This is a genomic window from Enterobacter sp. B79-1, assembly GCF_057444735.1.
In genome coordinates, this window is the sequence record NZ_JBYAZJ010000003.1 from 236,165 (window position 1) to 260,746 (window position 24,582).

Consider the following 24,582-nt stretch of genomic DNA (forward strand, 5'->3'; position numbering starts at 1 on the left):
TGTAATGAGATCTTCTTCAAACTTTATCGCGCTAACTGCTGACTAAAGCAGCGATACCCCCTGTCGGATCAAAAGCCCCAACAGGCTGGCTTTCTACAATCTGTTCATCATCCGCAGAATATTAAAGGAAGCGCACATGCCCCACTCCAGCCTCGACGCCCTGCAACAACGTTGCCAGCACATTGTGACAAGCCCGGTGTTAACGCCTGAGCAAAAACGTCATTTTCTGGCGCTGGAAGCGGAAAACGATCTTCCCTATCCCGCCCTGCCGCAGGCAGCACGCGCCGCGCTGGACGAGGGTTTTATCTGCGACATGTTCGAAGGCCATGCGCCTTACAAACCGCGCTACGTTCTGCCGGATTATGAAAAATTCCTGGCTAACGGTTCAGAATGGCTGGAGCTGGAAGGGGCGAAAGACTTTGATGACGCCCTCTCGCTGTTAACCATCCTTTATCACCATGTTCCGTCCGTCACATCGATGCCCGTCTATCTGGGCCAGCTGGATGCCATTCTGAACCCATATGTTAGAATTCTAACACAAGAAGAGATCGATAGCCGAATAAAACGTTTCTGGCGCTATCTCGACAGAACCCTGCCAGATGCCTTTATGCACGCCAATATCGGCCCGGCAGATACCCCCGTCACACGCGCCATTCTGCGCGCTGATGCAGAGCTGAAGCAGGTTTCGCCGAATCTGACCTTTATCTACGATCCCGATATCACCCCGGACGATTTGCTGCTTGAGGTGGCGAAAAACATATGTGAATGCAGTAAACCGCATGTTTCCAATGGTCCGGTGAATGATAAAATTTTCACAAAAGGTCGCTATGGCGTGGTGAGTTGTTACAACTCTCTGCCGCTTGCAGGCGGTGGCAGCACCCTTGTACGCCTTAACCTTAAGGCCATTGCCGAATACAGCGCTTCTGCCGAAGACTTCTTTACCCGCACGCTCCCGCACTACTGCCAGCAGCAAATCGCCATCATCGATGCGCGCTGCGATTTCCTGTATGCGCAATCTGGCTTCTTTGAGAATAGCTTCCTGGTGAAAGAGGGGCTGATTGACGCCGATCGGTTTGTGCCGATGTTTGGCATGTACGGTCTGGCGGAAGCGGTGAACGTGCTCTGCGAGAAGGAAGGCATCGAGGGGCGTTACGGTAAAGACGAACAGGCTAACGCGCTGGGGTATCGCATCAGCGAGCAGCTCGCGGCATTCGTTGAAAACACACCGGTGAAGCACGGCTGGAAGCATCGCGCGATGCTGCATGCGCAGTCGGGGATCAGTTCGGACTCGGGTACCACGCCGGGCGCGCGTCTGCCTTACGGCGACGAGCCGGATCCTATCAGCCATCTGCTGGCCGTTGCGCCGCATCACAAGCACTATCACGCCGGGATCAGCGATATTCTCACTCTGGAGGAGACGGTCAAACGCAATCCTCAGGCGGTGGTTCAGCTTTGTTTGGGCGCGTTCAGGGCCGGTATGCGTGAATTCACCGCTAACGTGGCGGGTAACGATCTGGTGCGCGTCACTGGCTATATGGTGCGATTATCGGATCTGGAGAAATATCGGGAAGCGGGTTCGAGAACCAACACTACGTGGCTGGGGGAAGAAGCCGCACGCAATACCCGCATTCTGGAACGTCAGCCGCGCGTGATAAGCCATGAACAGCAGATGCGCTTTAGTTAGTCAGGTCATTCCTTTTTCCTGCGTGGACGGGCCGGGCAGCCGCCTGGCGCTGTTCCTGCAGGGCTGTAACCTGCGCTGCAAAACCTGCCATAACCCGTGGACGATCGGTCGCTGCAACGACTGCGGCGACTGCGTGCCCCACTGCCCGCACGATGCGCTGACCATTCAGGCCGGGCGCGTCTGGTGGCAGGAGAGTGACTGCCACCAGTGCGACACCTGCCTGCACCTGTGCCAGCAGCAGGCAACGCCTATGGCGCACCGCTTCAGCGTAGAAGAGATCCTCACCCGGGTCCGCAAATCCGCCCCCTTTATCGAAGGGATCACCGTGAGCGGCGGTGAAGCCACAACGCAACTGCCGTTTTTGATTGCCCTTTTCACCGCGATCAAAGCCGATCCCGCCTTGCGTCACCTAACCTGTCTGGTCGACAGCAACGGTCTGTTAAGCGAAACCGGCTGGCAAAAGCTGCTGCCGGTACTGGATGGCGCGATGCTGGATCTCAAGGCGTGGGGGAACGAGCATCACCGCTTCCTGACCGGGCGCGAAAACCCGCAGATTAAGCAGAGCATCCGCTGGCTGGCAGATCGCCACCGTTTGACGGAACTCCGCTTGTTGGTCATCCCAGAGCAATGTGATTATCTGGAACATATCAAACCGCTGACGACATTTATTCACGGGCTTGGAAATGTGCCGGTGCGCATCAACGCGTTTCATGCACATGGCGTTTACGGTGAGGCGGCATCATGGCGCAGCGCCACGCCCGAGGACGTTGAGCCGCTGGCGCGGGCGCTGGAAAAGCAGAAGATAACGGTGATCCGTCCGGCGCTTTATCTATAGCGTGATGCCAAATACCGAACGGGTGTTTTCAAGCAGCGCATCGGCAATCACCTCTTCAGGCTCCTGTCGCAGTTCACACAAGGTGGTAAACACGAGCGCCGCCTGTTCCGGGCGATTCGGCTGCCCCTGAAAACCATTCAGCGGCATATCGGGCGCATCCGTTTCCAGCAGCAGCGCCGACAGCGGCAGCCGTGCCATCACGTCACGGGTTTTACTGGCGCGCGGATAGGTAATGGTGCCACCGACGCCAATGTGATAGCCCAGCTCGATAAAACGCTGCGCCTGCTGCAGGCTGCCGGAGAAACCGTGTACGACGCCCCTGCGCGGCAGATCGATGCGTTTCAGGTGCATCGCCAGCTTATCGTGCGTGCGTCTCGAATGGAGGATCACCGGCAGATCGTGACGCTTCGCCAGCCTGAGCTGCGCGTCGAGGATCGTCTGCTGGCGCGCGAACTGCGGGTTCTCGCGATAAAGATCGAGGCCGATCTCACCGATGGCAACCAGTTTCTTCTCCGCCGTCTGCAAAACAGCGTCCAGCCTGTCGAGATGTTCGTCCAGATGATGTTCGATGACGATAGGATGCAAACCCAGTGCGGCATACAACGCGTCGTGACGGCGGGCGAGATCGAGCACGCGTTCGAAATACGCCGCTTCAATCGCGGGCACAATAATCGCGTCGACGCCCGCCCGTGCGGCGCGATCGATGCTCGGCACCTCGTCGCCGGTGAAGGGGGGAAAATCAAAGTGACAATGGGTATCGACAAAGCGGTGCGTCACGCCAGATCCTCGTTATCCAGTGGAACATCGTTCGCCTGGGGAATATCCACCAGCGGCATGGTCAGCGGGTCGTTGGCGACAATCGCTGGCGGAGTGATAATGCGTTTATGCCGATGCAGAGGCGGCTGTTCAGCCAGCATTTTCCCCACCGTCGCCAGGAAGTAACGTCCGCACAGTCGTCCCGTCTTGTAATCCATTCGCAGCGCAGGAATACGGCTGCCGAGCGCCATGCTCAGCAGCGGCTTAGGCGGATAGATTTCAAAAATACGCAGCTTACCCGGCGGTTTTTCAATGAAGCGCTGCATCGCGCCGTAGGTGGTTTCATGCTGCTTCGCGATGTTCACCAGCGGCTGCAGGCTGCTGTCGCCCAGCCAGCGCTCCATGCGTTTGAACCACTGCGGCGTGTAATACATTTGCGACGGTACGGTTCGAATCACCACGATGGTTTTCGCCCCGCGTCGGGCGGCCTCCTGTACCGGCACCGCGTCACTGATCCCACCGTCCAGATAGCTGATGCCATCCAGCAGCGCGCCGGTTCGATAAAAACCGGGAATCGCGCTGGAGGCGCGGATAATATCCAGCCAGTTCTCTTTCTGCGGCGAAAAGTAACCCGGCGAATAATCATCACCCCGGCTGGCGCACATCCAGAACTCTTTTCCGGCATCAAACAGACGGGCGGCGGTGTCCATCGCCAGCGGCATCTGACTGGACGTGGAATCCAGTAGCCAGTCGAGATCGATCAGGTTCCCGCCGCGTACGAAGCGCACCGGGTTAAAAAATTCTTTTGCCGTGGTGTAGCGCATAATCACTTTGCGCGCGTAACCGGGCTGGTTGCAGACATAAGCGGAGAGGTTCTGTGCCCCGGCAGAGGTACCGAAGTAGAGGTCAAACGGGTTGAACTGCGCGCGCATAAATTCATCCAGCACGCCCGCGGTGAAAATGCCGCGCTGGCCGCCACCTTCACATACCAGTGCAAGTTGACCCGTGCGGAACGGTTTTAACGTCAGCGGCGCAATATTGCCGAGCGTAACGGGAATTCGCTGCCCCACCTCTGCCTTCCTGTTTTCATTATTGTGTTCAGACACAGTAACGCCATCCCATCAGGTTCTCAAACGAGAAAAAGCCAGTCACGAAGACTGGCTTTACTTTGTTTATGAAATATTGCGTTTTGCTAAGGACGGCGTCGACCTGTAAACAGGCTGACCAGGAACAGAATAATACCAACGACGAAGACAATTTTTGCTGCCCATGCCGCTGTACCCGCCAATCCACCAAAGCCCAAAGCGGCGGCAATTAACGCGATAACCAGAAATATAATGCCCCAACGAAACATAAGCCTCTCCTTTACCATAGTTAATGTCGGCCGCTAAACGTGAGCGCTCAGGTCACTCACCGGCGTTTTTCCAGAGTCGTTCTTATTTCGCCCGCAGGCCTCAGCCAGACGGGCGAATGGTGAAGATTTACTTCGTTTTCAGATCGTTTTTAACGCTTTTCACACCATCAATCGCTTTCGCAATAGACTCGGCACGTTCAATTTGTGCCTGGGAATCAACCGTGCCGGAAAGCTGCACCACACCATCTGTGGTTTCTACTTTCACCTTGCGGGAAGGCACGATGTCATCTGCTAACAGTTTAGCTTTGATTTCGCTGGTGGTTGCCGCATCCCCGGCATAACCCTTCACGGAGGTGTCTTTAGCGTCGCGAACGTGCAGCTTATCGCTAACCGATGCGACACCTTCGACACCCTTGGCCACGTTAACAGCCTTTTCGGCCTGGGCCTGGCTTTCCACGAAGCCGCTCAGGGTGACGACTTTCTTGTCGGTCTTAACGGAAATATCGGTGCTCTTGATGGCTTCATCATCCACCAGTGCGGCTTTCACTTTTGCTGTGATGGAGCTGTCATCCATGAAATTACCGACTTTATTCATAGAGCTATCGATTTTTTCCCCTGCGGTGTTGGCAGTGGACTGTGCTTTATCCATGGTGCTGCTTTCCGCCAGGGCAGAACCGCTAACCAGAACGCTACCCAGAGTCACCGCCAGCAGAGTTTTAGAAATCTTAAGTCTTGTCATATTCATCGATGTATTCCTGTGTTTTGCTCGTCATTCGAGCGACAAACGTCCTTTATTACTAGTTTTATATTTCGCGAATAAGCACACGGGTGAAATGGAGAACCTAAAGTCATGCATTGAACAGTTTATTCATCCACGCCCGGTGCTAAACACTGAGTTAAATATAGATCACTCTCACAGTGTCGCTTTCAGAATCGGATAGAAAATGAGCAAAAGGCGTGAAATTGCCGTGAATTAAGAACATTCCGCAAGGGATTAATAAGACAGGAATTAAAGAAGAGCACGGCGGTAGCCGTGCTCTGAGAGGGAATTAGTGCTCGCGGGTTTTGCGGAACTGAACGTCAGGATAACGTTCCTGCGTCAGGTTCAGGTTTACCATGGTTGGGGCGATATAGGTCAGGTTATCGCCGCCATCCAGCGCCAGCTGGATCTCATTCTTACGCTTAAATTCTTCGAATTTCTTCACGTCAGAACACTCAACCCAGCGCGCCGTCGCCACGTTTACGGATTCGTAGATCGCTTCCACGTTGTACTCGCTCTTCAGACGCGCAACTACCACGTCGAACTGCAGCACACCGACCGCGCCAACGATCAGGTCGTTGTTCGAAATTGGGCGGAACACCTGCACGGCGCCCTCTTCGGAGAGCTGAACCAGGCCTTTCAGCAGCTGTTTTTGCTTTAGCGGGTCGCGCAGGCGAATACGACGGAACAGTTCCGGTGCGAAGTTCGGAATACCGGTGAACTTCATCATTTCGCCCTGGGTGAAGGTATCACCGATCTGGATGGTGCCATGGTTATGCAGACCAATGATATCGCCCGGATAGGCTTCTTCAACGTGCGAACGGTCGCCCGCCATGAAGGTCAGCGCGTCGGAGATCACCACATCTTTCCCGGTACGCACCTGGCGCAGCTTCATGCCCTTCTCATACTTGCCGGACACCACGCGCATAAAGGCCACGCGGTCGCGGTGTTTCGGATCCATGTTGGCCTGAATTTTAAAGACGAAGCCGGTGAACTTCTCTTCCTGCGCTTCCACTTCACGGGTGTCGGTTTTACGCGGCATCGGGCGTGGAGCCCACTCCACCAGACCGTCGAGCATATGGTCAACGCCGAAGTTACCCAGCGCGGTACCGAAGAAGACCGGGGTGATTTCACCCGCCAGGAACAGCTCTTTATCGAACTCGTGGGAGGCGCCTTTCACCAGCTCCAGCTCGTCGCGCAGCTGCGCGGCCAGCTCTTCACCGACGGCAGTATCCAGTTCTGGGTTATCCAGGCCTTTGACGACGCGGACGTCCTGAATGGTGTGACCTTTACCGGTCTGATACAGGTAGGTTTCGTCTTTATAGAGGTGGTAAACCCCTTTAAACAGCTTACCGCAGCCGATGGGCCAGGTGATTGGCGCACAGGCGATCTTCAGTTCGCTTTCGACTTCGTCCATCACTTCCATCGGGTCACGGATGTCACGGTCGAGTTTGTTCATGAAGGTGAGGATCGGCGTATCGCGCAGACGGGTGACTTCCATCAGCTTACGGGTCCTGTCTTCTACCCCTTTCGCGGCGTCGATCACCATCAAACAGCAGTCAACCGCCGTCAGGGTACGGTAGGTATCTTCAGAGAAGTCTTCGTGGCCCGGGGTGTCCAGCAGGTTCACCAGGCAATCGTGATACGGGAACTGCATCACGGAGGTGGTAATCGAAATACCACGCTGCTTTTCCATCTCCATCCAGTCAGATTTTGCGTGCTGGCTGGAGCCACGGCCTTTAACGGTACCCGCAGTCTGGATCGCCTGTCCGAACAGCAACACCTTCTCGGTGATGGTCGTTTTACCGGCATCCGGGTGCGAGATAATGGCAAAAGTGCGGCGCTTGGCCACCTCTTGCAGATAAGGAGACAACGTCATAATTAAATCTTCTTTTATAAGCGCGGCAGCACGCCACGCATCATGGAATACAAAATTGCGGCTATTTTACCCATCAACAGGGGGCAGGCAATCATTGTTTACACAGGAGCTGCTCCAGTTCGTTCAATGACGTGACGGTCCAGGTCGGCTCAATGCCTTCCGGCTGCACACGACCATGCGCATTCAACCAGACCGTCGACAGGCCGGAGTTGATGCCGCCAAGAATATCAGACTCTGCGGTATCCCCCACCATCAGGACGCGATCGCGGTCAGGATTGCCGGCCTGCGTCAGCGCGTAGTCAAAAATACGCGGGTCCGGCTTCGGTACGCCCACCTCTTCGGAGATCACCAGCGCGTCGAAATAATCGCGCAGGCCGGTGCGCTCGAGGCGGATCTGCTGCAGGGCGGTAAAACCGTTGGTGATGATCCCCAGTTTTACCTTGCCTTTTAACGCATTTAGCAGAGAAACCGCGCCCGGCAGTGGCGCACAGATATCCGCCATCGCGTTCAGAAACGCCTCGTTCAGCGTCCCCGGACTGACCTTTAAACGTTCCGCCCAGACGTCAAAGCGCTGGTGCTGAAGTTGTAACGCAGTGATGGCACCGTTCTGGTAATCCACCCACAGCGGCTTGTTCACCGCCTGATAGTCCTGAAAATCTTCAGCGGTGAAGGTCACGCTATAGTCGAGAAACATCCGCTGTAGGCCACCGAACGAATCGAACGTAAACAGCGTTTCGTCGGCATCAAAGAAAATCCAGTCCCATTTCATCGTTACAACCTTATTTTTCGTTATCCAATCGGCAGGGCCATTATGATGGCGTCTTCACGTCCCTCTGTGGTGGGGTAGTAGTTACGGCGGATTGTCGCCTCGTTAAAGCCTAAGCTTTCATAGAGCGCGATGGCGGCGACATTCGACGCACGCACCTCCAGCCACAGGGTGAAAACGTCACGGGTTTCGAGCTCACGGATGAGGTGCTCGAGCAGTTCTCTTCCCAGCCCACGGCGCTGAAACGCGGGATCAACGGCGATGTTAAACAGCGTCGCTTCATCAAGAACAACCTGCGTAATCGCGAAGGCGGCCAAGGTGCCGTCAACGTCCAGGCGGTAGTTCAGGTACCGTTCGCCCTGGTTGCTGGCGAAGGTTTTTTCGCTCCACGGAAAGGCGTGGGCGCGTGTTTCAATCGCAAACGCGGCGGTCAGGTCAGACGTCGTGAGGGAAGAAATCGTGTTCATATTCGCAGATTTGTTGCCATAGCGCGCTTCGCGCTTTTGGGTTGGCTTTCAGTTCGTCCAGCGCTGGCGAGCAGATCTGGCTCCCCTGGAGAGGCATGTCGCTTATCTCCCCGATGCGCCAGCTGTTACAGCGGCTTTCGGGAGGAAGCATCGTGACACGCTCTGGCGTCAGCTGTAAAACCTCGTCGGCCGTCAGCTTCAGGCTGCGAAGGACATCACCGATAAGGGGTTCATTCAGGGCAGGCAGTTCTTCCGCCACCATCACCAGCCGAACGTGCGCAGGGATGGAAATGGCGATTTCGCCCTGCAACGCCGTCGGGCGACGCAAGGCCCACTGGGTGATGCCCAGCTGCTGCAACTGCCAGTCTCGTCGGGATGTCATAGGGAAAACTCCTGTCTCTCAGGCGCGCAAATATAGCAAATGTGTCGAAAGTGCGCCATCTACCTACTATAATCCCCGCCTGAGTTTATTGAGGAACAATTCATGTCTGCATTTACCCCGGCAAGTGAAGTCTTGCTGCGCCACAGTGATGATTTCGAACAAAGCCGTATTCTGTTTGCCGGAGATATGCAGGATGACCTGCCTGCGCGTTTCGACTGTGCTGAAAGCCGTGCCCATACGCAATACTACCACCACTGGCAGGTGCTGAGCCGCCAGATGGGCGAGCGTGCGCGCTTTAGCCTGGTGGCAGAACAGAGCGACGTTGCCGACTGCGACACGCTGATCTACTACTGGCCGAAGAACAAACCGGAAGCCCAGTTCCAGCTGATGAACCTGCTCTCCCTGCTGCCGGTCGGCTGCGATATTTTCGTGGTGGGTGAGAACCGCAGCGGCGTGCGCAGCGCTGAACAGATGCTGGAAGGCTACGCGCCGCTGAATAAAGTCGACAGCGCCCGCCGCTGTGGTCTGTACCATGGCCGTCTGGAAAAACAGACAACGTTTGATCCACAGGCTTACTGGGACGAGTACCAGCTTGACGGCCTGACCATCAAAACCCTGCCGGGCGTGTTCAGCCGTGACGCGCTGGATACGGGTAGCAAACTGCTGCTCTCTACCCTGACGCCGCACACCAAAGGCAAAGTGCTGGACGTGGGCTGCGGCGCGGGCGTACTGTCAACAGTGCTTGCCAGCCATTCGCCAAAAGTGCGTTTAACCCTGTGTGATGTCAGCGCCCCGGCGGTAGAAGCCAGCCGCGCAACGCTTGCCGCAAACGGCATTGAAGGGGAAGTGGTTGCCAGCAACGTCTTCTCTGACATTACCGGTCGTTTCGACATGATTATCTCCAACCCGCCGTTCCACGACGGTATGGAAACCAGCCTTGAAGCGGCACAAACGCTGATCCGTGGTGCAACTCGTCACCTTAACAGCGGCGGCGAGCTGCGTATCGTGGCGAACGCCTTCCTGGCGTACCCGAAAGTGCTGGACGAAACCTTTGGCTTCCATGAAGTGATCGCCCAGACCGGTCGCTTCAAAGTCTACCGCACCGTCATGACGCGTCAGGCGAAGAAATAATTCGCCATGCAATGCAGGCCGGATGAGCGCAAGCGCCATCCGGCGAGCAGGCGTCTCAGTTCCGGCCATTTTTGCAGCAATCAATAAAAGGTGCGCACTTTTCAGTTGACGTAAAGCTGAAAACATCTAGAATGCGCCTCCGTGGTTACGATACTTTTACAGTATCGATGGTATGCGAAGGTGGCGGAATTGGTAGACGCGCTAGCTTCAGGTGTTAGTGTCCTTACGGATGTGGGGGTTCGAGTCCCCCCCCTCGCACCATAAATCACGTTGATATTGCTCGCACTGGGCGAAGGTGGCGGAATTGGTAGACGCGCTAGCTTCAGGTGTTAGTGTCCTTACGGATGTGGGGGTTCGAGTCCCCCCCCTCGCACCAACGAGGCGATATCAAAAAGAGTAAGATGACTGTGCGAAGGTGGCGGAATTGGTAGACGCGCTAGCTTCAGGTGTTAGTGTCCTTACGGATGTGGGGGTTCGAGTCCCCCCCCTCGCACCAATTATCTTACGTTCCTCTGAAGTACCTCTTGTTTTTCCTGTTATTTCAAACTCATCAGAATTACCAGTATTCCACTGACCAGCGCAACGCATGAAGGCAGCAGCACAAAGTGCCGTAATTGCTTATGCCAGATCATCCCTGACGTGACTAACAGCCCTGAAACAATTATGGCTTTCCAGATATCGATGGAGAGATCGGCAAACAACAGACCGCCAATAATTGCCCCAGGCAGCAACACTCCCCAACCACTTCCCAGCGCTTTGCTCAACATGGTTTGCCCTTTCGCATCAATAATGATAACCAATATCATATGATAACAATTATCATTTGTCAGCATTCATCATCAAAATCCATCGACCTTTACCTTTCCCATAATGACAGGAAATGTCTAAGGTGATAAATTGCTCATCTGTTAACTCCCTATAAAGATTTTCTGATAATTACTATTCATCTTTTTTGCTTTTACTATTTTCTAACAACACCTATTCATTTGTTTTAATTAAATATTAATAAAAAAGCATTACTATGACATCACAATCCTGGCGGTCTTTGGTCAACAGCAAATATCAATTATCTTTACGTTTATTTCTCTTTCTGAATGCAGCCTCAGCGGTGTTCTCGGTAACAAACCCGCTCTATTCTGTACGCCTGTTCTCGTTCCCCCTGGTGGCTATTTTTATTCTCAGCACGGGATTGTTCGCCTGGCACTGGAAACAGAAAACCCGGAAAATCAATATTCCCGTCGTTTCCGCGATCTTCGGTATTTTGTGGGCCTGGCAAATTGTCTCGAAATTTTCGTTAATTACGCACGATCGGGCGACCTATTTAGTCATGGCACTCTTAACGGTGCTTTTTATTGGCTCCCTGGCATTTGCCAGTAACATCAAGGCATTTACCCTTCATTCATTACCCGCCTTTATTGCCTGCCTGTGGTTAGGCAGTCATGAAAGCTGGCTGAGAATGATCTACTCCTTTGCCCTCCCGGTGGCGGCGATTGGCATACATAACATCCTGCAAAAACGTAACGATCGCTTTGCTCAGACGCTTCTTTCCCAACTCCTGGAAGAACGCGAGACGCTTTCCGATCTCAGCATGATGGACCCGCTCACCGGCCTGTATAACCGTCGCGGCCTGCAAAGCCGACTGGAAAACCTGCCGAGAGTCGATAACGGTGAACACTTCGTTCTGCTGCTGGATATCGACCATTTTAAAGCATACAACGACCATTACGGCCACATGATGGGCGACCAGGCGCTGATCCGCGTCTCAGCGGCGATCCGTGATGCCGTACGCTCGCGTGATATCGTCGCGCGCTTTGGCGGTGAGGAGTTTATGGTATTGCTGACGAGCATCTCGCTCGATCATGCCCGCCAGACGGCTGAGCGCATCCGCCAGAAGGTCTACGATTTAAAAATCCCGCATATGTTCAACGAAAGCGTGGCAACAAACGTCACCATCAGTATCGGTATTGCCATCTACGATGACGATGACCCGGAAGGCGCGCTGGAGAAAGCGGATAAAGCCCTCTACGAAGCGAAGCACATGGGGCGAAATAACATCCTGCTCAGCGACGAGTTGCAGACAGCTTAAGCCCGACATCCCACATTCAGGACAAAAGGCTTGCGATCGTTTTTATCTATAGTTAGGATTGGCAATCATTATCATTTAGATTCCTATCCTTATGGCAACACGTACCGCACAAGCCGTTGACTCACTTCTCTGGCGAGCCCCTCTCTCCACAGGGAGCGCTACGCTTGCGGATGCTATTCGGGACAGGATTGCCGATACCCGCGCCCATCTGCTGGATTTTATCAAGCTGGATGAGCCTCACCCGCATAACACCATGACGCTTGCCGAATGGCAGCGTCCGGCAGAACGCCAGTCACTGCTGGCGGCGTATTCCGACCATATCTATCGCAATCAACCGACCCTTGCGCGGGAAAATAAACCCCTGCTCTCTCTTTGGGCGCAATGGTACATCGGGTTGATGGTCCCGCCGATCATGGTGGCCTTGTTAACACAGGACACGATGCTGGATCTCTCCCCGGAACATTTCCACGTTGAGTTCCACGAAACCGGGCGTGCGGCCTGCTTTTGGATTGACGTTCATGAAGATATGCGTGCCGGGCAACGCTCAGCTCAGGAGCGCATGGAACAGCTCATCACTCAGGCATTGATGCCGGTAATTGACGTGCTTGAGCAGACGGGAGAAATTAATGGAAAGCTTATCTGGAGTAATACTGGTTATCTGATCCACTGGTATTTGACAGAGATGAAACCGCTGCTGGGCGATGAGAAAGTGGATGCCCTGCGCCAGTCCTGTTTCTTTGCAAAACAGCTTTCTGATGGGCGGGATAACCCTTTATTCCGTACCGTCGTCCCGCGTGACGGCCTTCTGGTGCGTCGGACCTGCTGTCAGCGCAATCGCCTGCCTGACGTTCAGCAGTGCGGGGATTGCACGCTGAAGTAGTGCCGTTTATTGCCCGGCGGCGCTTCGCTTACCGGGCCTACAGATCCTCAAAACGTAGGCCGGGTAAGGCGCAGCCGCCACCCGGCACAAACGACTCAGGCTACCTGCTGATTTTCCTCTTCCGCGTTACGCTGCGCTTCTTCCGCTTCCTGCTCCAGCAACTGCTTCTCGTACACTTTAAAGAACGGGTAGTAGATAATGGCCGATACGCAGGCCAGCACAACGACGAGAATAGCTGCGCGGAAGTCCCAGCCCAGCGCCCATGCCGCGCCTATCGGAGCAGGGGCTGTCCAGGGAACCACTGAGATAACGCGACCAATCAGATCAAACGTCATCGCCGCCCAGGCCAGCACGGCGTTTACCATCGGTGCCAGCAGGAACGGAATAAAGAACACCGGGTTCATGACAATCGGCGTACCAAAGATGACGGGTTCGTTGATGTTAAAGAAGCTGGGCACCACGCTCAAACGTCCAATTGAACGCAGGTGTGCAGAGCGGCTACGCAGATAGCAGATCACCAGCCCCATCGTTGCGCCAGAGCCACCAATCACGATAAAGAACGTCCAGAATGCTTCCATAAAAATGTGAGGCAGAGGTTGGCTGGCCGCCAGCGCGGTCTGGTTAGCGCCCAGGTTGGTCAGCCAGAACATCTGCAGCATCCCGGAGACAATGGCAGCCCCGTGGATACCGGCAAACCACAGCAAGTGACCGATCAATACCGCCAGCAGGATAGCAGGCAGCGAGTCAGCAGCGGACACCAGCGGTTTGAAGATCGACATAATAGCCTGTGGGATCAGCATACCAAACTGAGACTGAATCAGCAGACTCAGCGGGTACAGCGTCAGCACAACCACCAGCACCGGGATCAGCAGATCAAAGGAGTTTTTGATCATCGGCGGCACCTGGTCTGGCAGGCGAATGCCGATGTTGTGCGCTTTCAGGAAACGCATCATTTCGACGCAGTAAACCGCCACCAGAATGGCGGTAAAGATCCCCGTTCCGCCGAGGCTGTCGACAGGCAGAGTGCCTTTGGTTTTCGGCGCAGCAACCAGCAGAAACGCCATCAGCGACAGCATGGCGCACATGAACGGGTCAAGCTGATGAGATTTCACATAATGTTTGCCCAGGTTGTAGGCGATGGCCGCACAGATATAAATGGACATAATGCCCATCGTCATATCAAACGGGGTGAGAATTTGCCCTTCAAATTGCTTCGCCATATCCAGCCAGGCGCGAGCAAAACCCCAGGTCGTATCAGGTGAGAACGGTGGGTAAGCAAACACCAGCAGAAATGAACCCACAATCATGAAAGGCATCGCTGAGATAAATCCATCACGAATGGCCATAACATGACGCTGGGAAGAGATTCGCCCGGCAATCGGGCTGACGTAATTTTCAACGAAACGGAATATCAGATTAAACGCAGCATGGTTGGCAGACATAGCAGCTCTCCTGTCAGACGTTCGTTACGGGCGAATTCGCGCCACACGTTGTTCCATAAATCAGCTTCACAACCTTGCCGGTTTGCGTACCAGCGGTACTGCTCAGAAGAAATGGTTTCATAATTAGCTCTTATTATTGGATACAGGGACGTTACATTCTCAGTATTAATCTCTGATTCACGCTCTGCAACCGGTTACTGTAACCGGTTTCCGTGAATGTGAAGGCGATCCATAAATCGGCCCGACAGAATATTTGTTACCGAAGAGATATTTACAGAACCTAAAGGCTTATGACAGATTACGCAGGATATTTGTCAGGAGGAAACAATGAGTTTGCAGTCTGTACAGCAGTTTTTTGCCGACAACGCACCCGATGTCGAAATCATCGAGCTTAGCCAAAGCACCGCGACCGTGGCCCTGGCTGCTGCAGCGCATAACGTTGAACCGGGTCAAATCGCCAAGACGCTATCGTTAAAGGTTAAAAACGAAGTTATTCTCGTGGTGGCTAAAGGTGACGCGCGGCTGGATAACAAAAAACTGAAAGACGCATTCGGCGCAAAAGCGCGCATGCTGAGCAGTGACGAAGTGGTCACCGTTACGGGTCATCCCGTGGGTGGGGTCTGCCCGTTCGGACTGGAGAATCCCCTTTCGGTTTTCTGCGACGTTTCACTGAAACAGTACGCTGAAGTGCTGCCTGCTGCCGGTGCAATTCACAGCGCCGTACGTATTTCTCCCGACAGAATGGCAGAACTGACTGCAGCAAAATGGGTGGATGTCTGCATTTGATTGTTGCGCCAGAAGCGTTCTGGCGCATTACAAACGGCTAAGAGAAAGAAGGAACACTCAACGCCGAGCGACGCGGCTCCCGGGCGGGAAGATGAGCGAGGATATCTGCTGCATCCAGTAATCCCACATCAGAATTGACCCCGAGCTTTACCATCGCATTGAACTTGTGCGCCCTGATAGTCTTAATATTGCGCTCAAGCTGTGTCGCGATTTCAGGGATGGAATAGCCCGACGACATATAACGCAAAATTGCCCGTTCGGTGGGGCTCAACATGCGGTTCTGATTCACATACCAGTGATTGTACATGTTGTCGTTTACACGATGCGTTTCGTTAAGAAAGGTCACCATGCCTTCGATCAACTGCTCAAGCGACACCGATTTACTGATTATCCCGTGCAGGCGTGCCGGAGAAAGATGGCAAATCAGCCTCGCTTCTACATCATCGGACGCCAGGACAATACGCTGGATATTGCCGTGTGAGAACATCAGATCACGCAGACTCGCAAGACAGTTACGACGCTCCTCACGCGCATCGGATAATGAGTAAATAACCGAATAAAACGCGGTCTGGGAAAGTGCCTCTTTAAAACTGTCGAATCGACTAAAAAGATGGACCTGATAGCTGTTGAATGTCGGCAAAGCAAAAATATGCTGCAGCCCAACAGCACTCATTACGCAATTTTCGATGACGGCGATATGTCTTGTTGCTGCGGTCTCTTCCATTCCTCAAACTCTCCATAGGCCGATATTAAACTCAGTTCCCGCATCCCCTGTGTACTGCTGATCCAGGCATACATATCGGCATTGCTTCGCAGGGACAACCTGCGCATCGCACTGTTCTTCTGTGCACTGATCGTTTTGTTACTCTTCTTCAATAACGTCGCGATTTGATTAATACACCAGCCTTTCCCCAGCAGTCGCAATACTTTGCGCTCAGAGTGAGTTAGTGCGATAAAGCTCTCGGACTCGTCTTCAGGCTCTGGCGTGTCTGGCATTAACAACGTCTGGCTAATGCGTTCTGCGCGTTCACTTCCGGCACGAATAGCATTAATGACCCCGTCGATCGGTTCCATATCTGACAGCAAGGTGCTTTCAGGACGCATGAGTAATTCTACTGCCAGAGGGTAAAGGGGCCGGGAAACTAAAAAGATCCAATGGATATCCCGATACTGATTCAGCAGCCCGTAATATTGCTCGAGCGTACCGCGAGGATTTCGATAATCACCAGAAATATCCGCAACAACCACACTGGCGCGGCGGAGCTGCAGCAGTGTTAGCTCCTGAATCGAGCGGCAAAAGGTCAGTTCATACTCGGGGAAATGGCGTGCCATCACCCCACCAAGCCCGGATTGCATAACCGGTATCTTACTAATGACAACTCCGTGTTTACCTTTCAATGGCAACATAGAACCTCCGAGTCCATTCTTCATTTTCTAAATAGCGATAAAACGCATTGAGATAAAATTATTTCATCCCTGAGTGCACACACCATAAATAATGCCAATTTTAAGAAAATCTTTACAAGATTAAGAAATGCCCAAAACAGGGTTAATATCTCATAAATAACAACCGAATTTAATTACAGTTAGCTGAAAAGAACGAAAATATAAAATTAGAAATACTTAATATATGCGAGATATATTTTTACCTTCTAAATATTCATAAAATAAATATTCTTAATCGCTTTCCTTCACTCTCGATCGTGAGGCTGTTTGCACAAATCTTGATCTGACCCAGAGCAAGTGGTACCGCACTTTGTGCTAAAAATAGGCATTCCGGGCCAACAGGCAAGCTATCCATCCTCTCTTCAGGGCAATACATGCAAGATCGGTCAACGCAACGCGCAACGACGCGGATATGTATTCAATGTGGGCTTTTTCTCTTACAGCACGGGGCTGAAAGCGCCCTTGTCGAGGAACTCTCAACGCGCCTTGGCGTGGCGCTCGGCATGGACAGCGTCGAAAGCTCCATCTCGTCGAATGCCATTGTACTGACCACCATAAAAGACGGGCAGTGCCTGACGTCCACCCGTAAAAATCACGATCGCGGCATCAATATGCACGTCGTGACGGAAGTGCAGCACATCGTCATTCTTGCTGAGCATAAGCTGCTGGATTTGAGAGAAATTGAGAAACGGTTCGCGCAAATTAAACCGTTACGCTATCCGCGCTGGCTGGTGGTGGTCATGGTTGGGCTGTCGTGCGCCTGTTTTTGCAAACTCAACCAGGGCGGATGGGACGGTGCCATCATCACCTTTTTCGCCAGCAGTATCGCCATGTATGTCCGCCAGCTGTTGACCCACCGGCAACTGCACCCGCAAATTAACTTTTGCATTACCGCTTTTGTCGCCACTACGGTTTCTGGCCTGCTGCTGCGCCTGCCGCAATTTGCAAACACCCCGACGATTGCCATGGCCGCCAGCGTGCTTCTGCTGGTCCCGGGCTTCCCGCTGATTAACGCCGTGGCTGACATGTTTAAAGGGCACATTAATACCGGCCTGGCGCGCTGGGCGATAGCCAGTCTTCTGACGCTCGCCACCTGCATCGGCGTGGTCATGGCGATGACGCTGTGGGGGTTACGCGGATGGGCATAATCGAATTTCTCTTTGCGCTGGCGCAGGACATGCTTCTGGCCGCCATTCCCGCCGTCGGCTTTGCAATGGTGTTCAACGTGCCGCAGCGGGCGTTGCCCTGGTGTGCACTGCTGGGTGCCATTGGTCACGGTTCACGTATGGTCATGATGACGGCTGGTTTCAACATCGAATGGTCAACGTTTATAGCCTCGATGCTGGTCGGCAGCATTGGCATTCAGTGGTCGCGCTGGTATCTGGCGCATCCAAAGGTCTTTACCGTGGCGGCCGTTATTCCGATGTTTCCGGGCATCTCCGCCTATACCGCGATGATTTCAGCGGTAAAGATCAGCCATTTTGGTTACACCGAGCCACAAATGATCCTCCTGCTGAGCAACTTCCTGAAGGCGTCTTCCATTGTCGGGGCGCTCTCCATCGGCCTGTCGATTCCCGGCTTGTGGCTTTACCGCAAGCGCCCGCGCGTTTGAGATTTGTGTTATCACGCTGCCATGGTAATAATCCCTGCATTCTGTTTGGTGACGATAAGGAAAGGATGTGGCTAACCCTGGCAGCGAAAACCCGGAACACAATGAAGGCAGCCTGAAGGAAAACATTTTCCAGAGCGCCATTGCGCTGTTTGCCGAATATGGGCTAAACGGTGCCCGCATGGAGCAAATCGCCGAGAAAGCCGGCACGACCAAACGGATGGTGGTATATCACTTTAAGAATAAAGAAAACCTGTATCTTCTGGCTCTGGAGTACGTTTACACCCAGATCCGCGCCAGTGAGAAACGGCTTAGCCTTGCCGGTATGCCACCGGTAGAAGCGCTGGTTCATCTTGTTGAAGCGACCTTTGACTACCACGCCGACCACCCTGACTACATTCGCATCATCTGTATGGAGAACATGCAGCGCGGCCGCTTCATGCAGCAGTCCAGCTACCTGCGCCAGGTTAACCGCAGCGCGCTGGAACTGCTGGAAGCCATTCTGCAGCGCGGGAAAGAGAAGCAGCTGTTCAATCAGACGGTAGACGCGCGCGACCTTCACCGTCTGATCAGCAGCTTCAGCTTCCACTATGTCGCCAACAGCTACACCTTTACGCTGTTATTCGAAGAGGGAGCAGACGAAGCCGCGCAGCGTCAGCACTACCGAAAAATGGCGGTCCAGGTGGCACTGCGCTATACGTGCCCATAAAATAGCTTGCAATTATATCGTGCACTATCTATATTCATCTCATGAACGCAAAAACGAACGACACCACCGCGGCGCTGCTGCTGGATAACCAGCTATGTTTTGCCCTCTACTCGGCAAACCTGGCGCTTAACAAGCTGTACCGGCAACTGCTGGCACCGCTGAACCTGACCTACCCGCAGTACCTGGTCATGCTGGTACTTTGGGAGCAGGATGACGTGACGGTGTCGGACATTGGCGAACGGCTGTTTCTTGACTCAGCCACGCTGACGCCGCTGTTAAAGCGTCTGGAAAGCGCCGGGCTGATCAACCGTCACCGTTCTCGTAAAGACGAACGCCAGGTTGCGGTCACCCTGAGCGATGCCGGGCGTGCACTCCAGCAACAGGCCGTGGGGATCCCTCACGCGGTTGGGTGCGCAGCGCAATGCGATACCGACACGATGCTGGCGCTTAAGCAGCAGCTTGAGCTTTTGCGACAACAGTTACACCACGCGTAAGGCTATACTTTACGCGTCTTTCTTTACCCATATATATCGCACGCTATTTAATAGCACACATAAATGTAAGATGAGGAACCTGCCATGTCTTTAGAAAAAGTTGTCTACACTGCCAAAGCCAAAGCCACCGGAGGCCGTGACGGCCGCGCGACCTCTTCCGACGGCGTCCTGGACGTTAAACTGGGTGTGCCAAAAGAGATGGGCGGCATGGGCGGCGAAGTGACCAACCCGGAACAGCTGTTCGCTGCAGGCTACTCCGCCTGCTTCCTGGGCGCGATGAAGTTTGTGGCCGCTCGTGACAAATTCGCGCTGCCGAAAGAGGCGTTTATCGAAGGTGAAGTCGGCATTGGCCCGCTGCCAACCGGTTTTGGTATCGAAGCGAAGCTGAACATTCACGTTGAAGGTATGGATCCTGCGGAAGCGAAAAAACTGGTGAATGCGGCACACATCGTTTGCCCATACTCCAACGCCACGCGCGGCAATATCGACGTTACGCTGAACATCATCGCGTGATAACTGCCTGATGGCGCTGCGCTTATCAGGCCTACGACTGTAGCCCCGGTAAGCGCAGCGCCACCGGGGAAATCCCCTCCTTTCCTTTCCCCTCTCTGTGCTACCATAAGCCCATATCACGCCCGTAGTAACCCAGTAGAGAAAGCGTTATGTCCTCCAGAATCCTGACCACCAGCATTGCTGGCATTGATGCCTTTATGCGCGATCCCCGCGGCGTGCTGACCAATGCCGAAGGCGGTACCCTCGCCGTGCTTGCCGACAACGCCCCGGCGTTTTACGCAATCACGCCGGAACGTCTGGCGCAGCTGTTGGATATCGAAGCGCGGCTGTCGCGCCCGGCCAGTGATGTCACCCTGGATAACCAGTTCTTCGACGAACCGGAAAACGCGCCCGTTGCCATACCGATGGGGAAATTCCCCATGTACGCGGGCTGGCAACCGGATGCTGATTTTCAGCGCCAGGCAGCACTGTGGGGGATTGCGCTCTCGCAGCCGGTCACGCCCGAAGAGCTGGCCGCGTTTACCGCTTACTGGCAGGCGGAAGGAAAAGTGTTTCACCATGTGCAGTGGCAGCAAAAGCTCGCGCGCAGTATTCAAATCAACCGCGCCAGCAATAATGGCCAGCCCAAGCGCGATATCAACGCGTTTTCTGAACCGGACAAACAGATCCCTAATGGATTCCGAGGTGCGAAATGAAGAACGTCGGCGACCTGATGAAACGTCTGCAAAAAATGATGCCAGCTAACGTGAAGCCAGCCTTCACAACGGGTGAAGAGCTGCTGGCGTGGCAAAAAGAGCAAGGTGAAATACGTGCGGCGGCGCTCGCCCGTGAGAACCGTGCGATGAAAATGCAGCGCACCTTTAACCGCTCGGGTATCCGCCCGCTTCATCAGAACTGCTCGTTTGATAACTACAACGTCGAGTCGCAGGGACAAATGAATGCGCTGAGTCAGGCACGTCAGTACGTGGACGAGTTTGATGGCAACATCGCCAGCTTCATTTTCAGCGGCAAGCCCGGCACCGGGAAAAACCACCTTGCAGCGGCCATCTGCAACGAGCTGCTGCTGCGGGGTAAATCCGTATTGATCATCACCGTGGCCGATATCATGTCTGCCATGAAAGAGACGTTCAGCAACCGCGAAACCAGCGAAGAACAGCTTCTTAATGACCTGAGCAACGTTGACCTGCTGGTCATCGATGAGATTGGCGTTCAGACGGAATCCCGCTATGAAAAAGTCATCATCAACCAGATCGTTGACCGCCGCTCTTCCTCCAAGCGGCCAACCGGAATGCTGACAAACCACAATATCGACGAAATGACCCGTCTGCTGGGAGAACGCGTAATGGATCGCATGAAGCTCGGCAACAGCCTGTACGTCATCTTTGACTGGGAAAGTTATCGCAGCCGCGTCACCGGCAAAGAGTATTAAGACAGTTCCAGGAATCGCGCGCGGCGCGGAGGTATATACTGGAACCACTTCCGGCCCTAAACGGACCTTTTTGAGAAAGCCATTATGAAAAAACAGTTACTTATCAGCACACTTTTCGGTGCACTGCTGGCAACCAGCGCGGTGCAGGCAGCGTCATGGCAGGAGTCACTTTCCAGCGCAGCCAACGAACTGACCAAAGAGAGCGGCAGCACGCAGGGTGGGCTGTCTGCCTCTTCCCTCACCAGCCTGCTGGGTAACAGCTCCCAGAGCCTGAGCGCGGGTACGATGAACAACGCGGCGGGGATCCTGGAATATTGTGCGAAGCAGAAGCTGGCTTCCGTCACCGATGCGCAAAACGTGAAAAACCAGGTGCTGGGTAAACTGGGTCTGGACACGCAGGAGCAGAAAGCGGACACCAACTATATGGACGGTATTCAGGGCCTGTTGAATGCGCAAAACGGTCAGCAGCTGAACCTGAGCACCATCGGTAACTCCTCTCTGGCAAAACAGGTGAAAACCAAAGCCTGCGATCTGGTGCTGAAACAAGGCGTTAATTTCATCTCCTGATTGACCCCATTTTCTGCCACAACATGCCGCGTTTGTTACGTTAGTCTTACGGCGCGGCGTTAAACGACTGTTTTCCTGCCTTACCCCCGTCTCAGCGTCCGCATGCCAGGATGCGACCGCCTTCAAAAAAACGATTTTCTAAACCAAATCCTAACAACAGCACACTTTCGTGACACTAAAATTGCAGCTAAACGACATCGCCATTACATTGTATTACCCAAAAAATAATCAGTTAGCCAGCAAAGCGTCTGGCGTCATGAGGATATGCTGTTGTCAGAGTTAATGTCCCTTATCCTTTTCCTGGCTTCCGTTGGCGTTTACGCCTGGAAAGCGGGCCGAAACACCTGGTGGTTTATTGCCACGCTGGTGGTGCTCGGCATTTTTATTGTTTTGAACATTACGTTATACGCCAGCGATTACTTTACCGGTGACGGTATTAATGATGCGGTACTCTACACCCTGACGAATAGCCTGACGGGCGCAGGGGTTGGTAAGTACATACTTCCCGGTCTGGGCGTGGTATTTGCTCTGGTTGCTATTTTTGGTTCCCTTGCCTGGGTGCTGCGTCGTCGTCGCCATCACCCGCACCATCATGGCTACAGTCTGCTGGCGCTGTGCCTGGCGTTGGCCTCTGTTGACGCCAGCCCGGCATTCCACCAAATCACCGAACTGGTGAAATCCCAGTCGCGCGAGGGTGACCCCGATTTCGTGGCGTATTACAAAGAACCCGCGAAGAAGATCGACAATCCGAAGCTCAACCTCGTCTATATCTACGGCGAGAGCCTGGAGCGCACCTATTTTGATAACGATGCCTTCCCGAACCTGACCCCGGATCTGGGGCCCCTGAAAAACGAAGGTCTCGATTTCAGCCACACCATGCAGTTACCCGGCACCGATTACACCATCGCCGGTATGGTCGCGTCGCAGTGCGGTATCCCGCTGTTCGCGCCTTTTGAGGGCAACGCCTCGGCGTCCATGTCGAGCTTCTTCCCGCAAAATGTCTGTCTTGGCGATATCCTGAAAAATTCCGGCTACGAAAACTACTTTATGCAGGGCGCAAACCTGCGTTTCGCTGGCAAAGATGTGTTCCTGAAATCACACGGCTTTGACCACCTCTACGGCTCTGAAGAGTTAAAAACCCTCGTCGCGGACCCGAGCTACCGTAACGACTGGGGCTTCTACGACGATACGGTGCTGGACGAGACCTGGCAAAAATTCGAGGAACTCTCCCGCGCGGGCAAACGCTTCTCGCTCTTCGCCCTGACCGTGGATACCCATCATCCGGATGGATTTGTCTCTCGTACCTGTAAACGCAAAAATTATGACATCAATGGCAAGAGTAATACGTCATTTAGCGCCGTCACCTGCAGCCAGGAACATATCGCCGCGCTGATCGACAAAATCAAAGCCTCGCCGTATTTCAAAAACACGGTGATTGTGGTGTCATCTGACCATCTGGCGATGAAAAACAGCGCCTGGGATGAGCTTAACAAGCAGGACCGCAGCAACCTGTTCTTCATCCTGCGCGGCGACCAGCCTCAGCAAGAGGTGATCGCCACCAGGCGTAACTCGATGGACAACGGCGCCACGGTGCTGGACATACTGGGCGGCGATAACTTTATTGGCCTTGGCCGCAGTACGCTGTCCGGGCAATCGCTCTCAGAAGTGTTCCTCAACATGAAGGAGAAAATCCTGGCGTGGAAGCCGGATATCATCCGCCTGTGGAACTTCCCGAAAGAGATGAAAGATTTCACCATCGACCAGGATAAAAAAATGATTGCCTTCTCCGGCAGTCACTTCCGCCTGCCGCTGCTGCTGCGCGTGTCGGACAACCGCGTCGAACCGCTGCCGGAAAGTGAATACTCCGCACCGCTGCGTTATCAGCTGGCTGACTTCGCCCCGCGCGACAATTTTGTCTGGATCGACGCGTGCTACAAGATGGGCCAGCTCTGGTCGCAGCCGCTGGCCCTGTCGACCGACTGGTGTGTCGCTCAGGGACAGCTCGGCGGAGAACAGTCCGTCCAGCATGTTGATAAAAAACAGTGGAAAGGCAAAACGGCGTTTAACGATACGGTTATCGATACCGCGCGCTATCAGCGTAATGTCGACATGCTGAAGATTGTCGATAACGACATTCGCTATAAAGCGGACAGTTTTATCTTTAACGTGGCCGGCGCGCCGGAAGAGGTCAAACAGTTCAGCGGCATCTCCCGGCCGGAATCCTGGGGACGCTGGTCCAACGCCCAGCTGGGTGACGAAGTGAAAATTGAGTATGCCCATCCGCTGCCGGAAAAATTCGATCTGGTGATCACGGCCAGAGCGTTCGGGCCCAATGCTAACCGCCCTATCCCGGTGCGCGTGGGGGATAAAGAACAGATCCTGACGCTTGGCAATGACATAAGCACCACCACGCTGCATTTCGACAATCCGTCGCGCAGCAGCACGCTCGTCATCGTTCCGCCAGACCCGCAGTCCACTAACGAAGGCAATATCCTCGGCCATTCCCCGCGACAGCTTGGGATTGGGATGGTGGAAATTAAAATTATCAGTCGCGACAGTTAATATCCTCTCTGCCCGGTGTTCCGCCGGGCAATTTCAACATTATAA

At 54.0% G+C, this 24,582-nt stretch carries 27 protein-coding genes and 3 tRNA genes; 18 read left to right on the forward strand and 12 right to left on the reverse strand.

Going from position 1 to position 24,582, the window contains the following annotated elements; all coding sequences use genetic code 11:
- The first annotated feature begins 136 nt into the window (after positions 1–136).
- The gene (locus tag AC2T6E_RS11470) at positions 137–1,684 is read left to right on the forward strand and encodes a YjjI family glycine radical enzyme (RefSeq protein ID WP_148400830.1); all 1,548 of its coding nucleotides are present in this window, start codon (positions 137–139) and stop codon (positions 1,682–1,684) included.
- Complete coding sequence (locus AC2T6E_RS11475) at positions 1,659–2,519, forward strand: YjjW family glycine radical enzyme activase (RefSeq protein WP_120159176.1); 861 nt, start codon at positions 1,659–1,661, stop codon at positions 2,517–2,519. Before AC2T6E_RS11470 ends, AC2T6E_RS11475 begins: the two co-directional genes overlap by 26 nt.
- On the opposite strand, the gene AC2T6E_RS11480 is transcribed toward AC2T6E_RS11475, so the two are convergent.
- The 8 genes from AC2T6E_RS11480 to AC2T6E_RS11515 all read right to left on the reverse strand — a co-directional run bounded on the left by AC2T6E_RS11480 (position 2,514) and on the right by AC2T6E_RS11515 (position 8,883).
- Positions 2,514–3,296, reverse strand: coding sequence for a TatD family hydrolase (locus AC2T6E_RS11480; RefSeq protein ID WP_120159175.1), 783 nt, complete (start codon positions 3,294–3,296; stop codon positions 2,514–2,516). The genes AC2T6E_RS11475 and AC2T6E_RS11480 overlap by 6 nt on opposite strands.
- Positions 3,293–4,345: a patatin-like phospholipase family protein gene (locus tag AC2T6E_RS11485; protein WP_108417145.1), complete on the reverse strand. Its 1,053-nt coding sequence runs from the start codon at positions 4,343–4,345 to the stop codon at positions 3,293–3,295. Before AC2T6E_RS11485 ends, AC2T6E_RS11480 begins: the two co-directional genes overlap by 4 nt.
- 122 nt (positions 4,346–4,467) lie before the next feature.
- Complete coding sequence (locus AC2T6E_RS11490) at positions 4,468–4,629, reverse strand: DUF1328 domain-containing protein (protein WP_003856556.1); 162 nt, start codon at positions 4,627–4,629, stop codon at positions 4,468–4,470.
- A gap of 127 nt (positions 4,630–4,756) precedes the next feature.
- On the reverse strand, positions 4,757–5,374 hold the full coding sequence (gene osmY, locus AC2T6E_RS11495; RefSeq protein ID WP_042716492.1) for a molecular chaperone OsmY: 618 nt from the start codon (positions 5,372–5,374) through the stop codon (positions 4,757–4,759).
- Between the two features lie 304 nt (positions 5,375–5,678).
- A complete protein-coding gene (prfC, locus tag AC2T6E_RS11500) occupies positions 5,679–7,268 on the reverse strand; it encodes a peptide chain release factor 3 (protein WP_010427141.1) in 1,590 nt (529 codons plus the stop codon).
- Positions 7,269–7,359: 91 nt separating this feature from the next.
- On the reverse strand, positions 7,360–8,037 hold the full coding sequence (gene yjjG / locus AC2T6E_RS11505) for a pyrimidine 5'-nucleotidase (RefSeq protein WP_010427143.1): 678 nt from the start codon (positions 8,035–8,037) through the stop codon (positions 7,360–7,362).
- A gap of 20 nt (positions 8,038–8,057) precedes the next feature.
- Positions 8,058–8,501 carry a ribosomal protein S18-alanine N-acetyltransferase gene (gene rimI, locus AC2T6E_RS11510; protein WP_148400833.1) on the reverse strand — a complete coding sequence of 148 codons (444 nt, stop codon included), beginning with the start codon at positions 8,499–8,501 and terminating at the stop codon, positions 8,058–8,060.
- Positions 8,470–8,883: a DNA polymerase III subunit psi gene (locus AC2T6E_RS11515; RefSeq protein ID WP_182402957.1), complete on the reverse strand. Its 414-nt coding sequence runs from the start codon at positions 8,881–8,883 to the stop codon at positions 8,470–8,472. Before AC2T6E_RS11515 ends, rimI begins: the two co-directional genes overlap by 32 nt.
- A gap of 102 nt (positions 8,884–8,985) precedes the next feature.
- On the opposite strand from AC2T6E_RS11515, the gene rsmC reads away from it, so the two are divergent.
- From rsmC to AC2T6E_RS11535, 4 genes are all read left to right on the forward strand, one after another.
- A complete protein-coding gene (rsmC, locus tag AC2T6E_RS11520) occupies positions 8,986–10,014 on the forward strand; it encodes a 16S rRNA (guanine(1207)-N(2))-methyltransferase RsmC (RefSeq protein ID WP_126816020.1) in 1,029 nt (342 codons plus the stop codon).
- Between the two features lie 174 nt (positions 10,015–10,188).
- Positions 10,189–10,275 (forward strand) — tRNA-Leu (locus tag AC2T6E_RS11525).
- A 28-nt stretch (positions 10,276–10,303) separates the two neighbouring features.
- Positions 10,304–10,390: transfer RNA gene (locus AC2T6E_RS11530), tRNA-Leu, on the forward strand.
- Positions 10,391–10,423: 33 nt separating this feature from the next.
- Positions 10,424–10,510, forward strand: a tRNA-Leu gene (locus AC2T6E_RS11535).
- A 40-nt stretch (positions 10,511–10,550) separates the two neighbouring features.
- Here the strand turns inward: AC2T6E_RS11535 and AC2T6E_RS11540 are convergent.
- Positions 10,551–10,820 carry a DUF1435 domain-containing protein gene (locus tag AC2T6E_RS11540; RefSeq protein WP_200832797.1) on the reverse strand — a complete coding sequence of 90 codons (270 nt, stop codon included), beginning with the start codon at positions 10,818–10,820 and terminating at the stop codon, positions 10,551–10,553.
- Between the two features lie 215 nt (positions 10,821–11,035).
- Between AC2T6E_RS11540 and AC2T6E_RS11545 the strand changes: the two genes are divergently transcribed.
- Positions 11,036–12,100 (forward strand): GGDEF domain-containing protein, encoded by a 1,065-nt coding sequence (locus AC2T6E_RS11545; RefSeq protein ID WP_174341090.1) that lies wholly within the window; start codon positions 11,036–11,038, stop codon positions 12,098–12,100.
- A 91-nt stretch (positions 12,101–12,191) separates the two neighbouring features.
- The gene (gene fhuF / locus AC2T6E_RS11550) at positions 12,192–12,980 is read left to right on the forward strand and encodes a siderophore-iron reductase FhuF (protein WP_108417150.1); all 789 of its coding nucleotides are present in this window, start codon (positions 12,192–12,194) and stop codon (positions 12,978–12,980) included.
- A gap of 95 nt (positions 12,981–13,075) precedes the next feature.
- Here the strand turns inward: fhuF and AC2T6E_RS11555 are convergent, their stop codons facing one another.
- Positions 13,076–14,422 carry a PTS sugar transporter subunit IIC gene (locus AC2T6E_RS11555; RefSeq protein ID WP_108417151.1) on the reverse strand — a complete coding sequence of 449 codons (1,347 nt, stop codon included), beginning with the start codon at positions 14,420–14,422 and terminating at the stop codon, positions 13,076–13,078.
- 327 nt (positions 14,423–14,749) lie between these two features.
- Here AC2T6E_RS11555 and AC2T6E_RS11560 point away from each other — a divergent pair, with 327 nt between their 5' ends.
- Complete coding sequence (locus AC2T6E_RS11560; protein ID WP_042714997.1) at positions 14,750–15,208, forward strand: YbaK/EbsC family protein; 459 nt, start codon at positions 14,750–14,752, stop codon at positions 15,206–15,208.
- A 37-nt stretch (positions 15,209–15,245) separates the two neighbouring features.
- On the opposite strand, the gene bglJ is transcribed toward AC2T6E_RS11560, so the two are convergent.
- Positions 15,246–15,881: a DNA-binding transcriptional activator BglJ gene (gene bglJ, locus AC2T6E_RS11565; RefSeq protein WP_126816050.1), complete on the reverse strand. Its 636-nt coding sequence runs from the start codon at positions 15,879–15,881 to the stop codon at positions 15,246–15,248.
- A complete protein-coding gene (locus tag AC2T6E_RS11570) occupies positions 15,881–16,615 on the reverse strand; it encodes a helix-turn-helix transcriptional regulator (protein WP_486691823.1) in 735 nt (244 codons plus the stop codon). Before AC2T6E_RS11570 ends, bglJ begins: the two co-directional genes overlap by 1 nt.
- A gap of 413 nt (positions 16,616–17,028) precedes the next feature.
- Here AC2T6E_RS11570 and AC2T6E_RS11575 point away from each other — a divergent pair, with 413 nt between their 5' ends.
- The 9 genes from AC2T6E_RS11575 (at position 17,029) to opgB (ending at position 24,537) form a co-directional block, all read left to right on the forward strand.
- On the forward strand, positions 17,029–17,802 hold the full coding sequence (locus tag AC2T6E_RS11575; RefSeq protein ID WP_120159170.1) for a threonine/serine exporter family protein: 774 nt from the start codon (positions 17,029–17,031) through the stop codon (positions 17,800–17,802).
- Complete coding sequence (locus AC2T6E_RS11580; protein ID WP_120159169.1) at positions 17,793–18,266, forward strand: threonine/serine exporter; 474 nt, start codon at positions 17,793–17,795, stop codon at positions 18,264–18,266. Before AC2T6E_RS11575 ends, AC2T6E_RS11580 begins: the two co-directional genes overlap by 10 nt.
- A 67-nt stretch (positions 18,267–18,333) precedes the next feature.
- A complete protein-coding gene (locus AC2T6E_RS11585) occupies positions 18,334–18,972 on the forward strand; it encodes a TetR family transcriptional regulator (RefSeq protein ID WP_108417156.1) in 639 nt (212 codons plus the stop codon).
- Positions 18,973–19,013: 41 nt separating this feature from the next.
- Positions 19,014–19,466: a MarR family winged helix-turn-helix transcriptional regulator gene (locus AC2T6E_RS11590; RefSeq protein WP_042713994.1), complete on the forward strand. Its 453-nt coding sequence runs from the start codon at positions 19,014–19,016 to the stop codon at positions 19,464–19,466.
- An 84-nt stretch (positions 19,467–19,550) separates the two neighbouring features.
- The gene (locus AC2T6E_RS11595; RefSeq protein WP_454539783.1) at positions 19,551–19,979 is read left to right on the forward strand and encodes an organic hydroperoxide resistance protein; all 429 of its coding nucleotides are present in this window, start codon (positions 19,551–19,553) and stop codon (positions 19,977–19,979) included.
- A 149-nt stretch (positions 19,980–20,128) separates the two neighbouring features.
- Positions 20,129–20,674: a primosomal protein DnaT gene (dnaT, locus tag AC2T6E_RS11600; protein WP_460212764.1), complete on the forward strand. Its 546-nt coding sequence runs from the start codon at positions 20,129–20,131 to the stop codon at positions 20,672–20,674.
- Complete coding sequence (gene dnaC / locus AC2T6E_RS11605) at positions 20,671–21,408, forward strand: replicative helicase loader DnaC (RefSeq protein WP_010427177.1); 738 nt, start codon at positions 20,671–20,673, stop codon at positions 21,406–21,408. Before dnaT ends, dnaC begins: the two co-directional genes overlap by 4 nt.
- 84 nt (positions 21,409–21,492) lie before the next feature.
- Positions 21,493–21,975: a YjjA family protein gene (locus tag AC2T6E_RS11610; RefSeq protein WP_010427179.1), complete on the forward strand. Its 483-nt coding sequence runs from the start codon at positions 21,493–21,495 to the stop codon at positions 21,973–21,975.
- 270 nt (positions 21,976–22,245) lie between these two features.
- Positions 22,246–24,537: a phosphatidylglycerol--membrane-oligosaccharide glycerophosphotransferase gene (opgB, locus tag AC2T6E_RS11615; protein ID WP_174341092.1), complete on the forward strand. Its 2,292-nt coding sequence runs from the start codon at positions 22,246–22,248 to the stop codon at positions 24,535–24,537.
- Positions 24,538–24,582: the final 45 nt, after the last annotated feature.

Excerpts from the sequence above, each read along its gene's own strand:
- rimI (WP_148400833.1), bottom strand. The coding sequence starts at position 8,501 with ATGAACACGATTTCTTCCCTCACGACGTCTGACCTGACCGCCGCGTTT.
- AC2T6E_RS11610 (WP_010427179.1), top strand. The coding sequence starts at position 21,493 with ATGAAAAAACAGTTACTTATCAGCACACTTTTCGGTGCACTGCTGGCA.
- dnaC (WP_010427177.1), top strand. The coding sequence starts at position 20,671 with ATGAAGAACGTCGGCGACCTGATGAAACGTCTGCAAAAAATGATGCCA.
- AC2T6E_RS11575 (WP_120159170.1), top strand. The coding sequence starts at position 17,029 with ATGCAAGATCGGTCAACGCAACGCGCAACGACGCGGATATGTATTCAA.
- rsmC (WP_126816020.1), top strand. The coding sequence starts at position 8,986 with ATGTCTGCATTTACCCCGGCAAGTGAAGTCTTGCTGCGCCACAGTGAT.
- AC2T6E_RS11555 (WP_108417151.1), bottom strand. The coding sequence starts at position 14,422 with ATGTCTGCCAACCATGCTGCGTTTAATCTGATATTCCGTTTCGTTGAA.
- AC2T6E_RS11475 (WP_120159176.1), top strand. The coding sequence starts at position 1,659 with ATGAACAGCAGATGCGCTTTAGTTAGTCAGGTCATTCCTTTTTCCTGC.
- prfC (WP_010427141.1), bottom strand. The coding sequence starts at position 7,268 with ATGACGTTGTCTCCTTATCTGCAAGAGGTGGCCAAGCGCCGCACTTTT.
- AC2T6E_RS11595 (WP_454539783.1), top strand. The coding sequence starts at position 19,551 with ATGTCTTTAGAAAAAGTTGTCTACACTGCCAAAGCCAAAGCCACCGGA.
- AC2T6E_RS11560 (WP_042714997.1), top strand. The coding sequence starts at position 14,750 with ATGAGTTTGCAGTCTGTACAGCAGTTTTTTGCCGACAACGCACCCGAT.
- AC2T6E_RS11540 (WP_200832797.1), bottom strand. The coding sequence starts at position 10,820 with ATGATATTGGTTATCATTATTGATGCGAAAGGGCAAACCATGTTGAGC.
- bglJ (WP_126816050.1), bottom strand. The coding sequence starts at position 15,881 with ATGAGTGCTGTTGGGCTGCAGCATATTTTTGCTTTGCCGACATTCAAC.
- AC2T6E_RS11590 (WP_042713994.1), top strand. The coding sequence starts at position 19,014 with ATGAACGCAAAAACGAACGACACCACCGCGGCGCTGCTGCTGGATAAC.
- AC2T6E_RS11570 (WP_486691823.1), bottom strand. The coding sequence starts at position 16,615 with ATGTTGCCATTGAAAGGTAAACACGGAGTTGTCATTAGTAAGATACCG.
- dnaT (WP_460212764.1), top strand. The coding sequence starts at position 20,129 with ATGTCCTCCAGAATCCTGACCACCAGCATTGCTGGCATTGATGCCTTT.
- fhuF (WP_108417150.1), top strand. The coding sequence starts at position 12,192 with ATGGCAACACGTACCGCACAAGCCGTTGACTCACTTCTCTGGCGAGCC.
- AC2T6E_RS11580 (WP_120159169.1), top strand. The coding sequence starts at position 17,793 with ATGGGCATAATCGAATTTCTCTTTGCGCTGGCGCAGGACATGCTTCTG.
- AC2T6E_RS11490 (WP_003856556.1), bottom strand. The coding sequence starts at position 4,629 with ATGTTTCGTTGGGGCATTATATTTCTGGTTATCGCGTTAATTGCCGCC.
- AC2T6E_RS11545 (WP_174341090.1), top strand. The coding sequence starts at position 11,036 with ATGACATCACAATCCTGGCGGTCTTTGGTCAACAGCAAATATCAATTA.
- osmY (WP_042716492.1), bottom strand. The coding sequence starts at position 5,374 with ATGAATATGACAAGACTTAAGATTTCTAAAACTCTGCTGGCGGTGACT.
- AC2T6E_RS11515 (WP_182402957.1), bottom strand. The coding sequence starts at position 8,883 with ATGACATCCCGACGAGACTGGCAGTTGCAGCAGCTGGGCATCACCCAG.
- yjjG (WP_010427143.1), bottom strand. The coding sequence starts at position 8,037 with ATGAAATGGGACTGGATTTTCTTTGATGCCGACGAAACGCTGTTTACG.
- AC2T6E_RS11470 (WP_148400830.1), top strand. The coding sequence starts at position 137 with ATGCCCCACTCCAGCCTCGACGCCCTGCAACAACGTTGCCAGCACATT.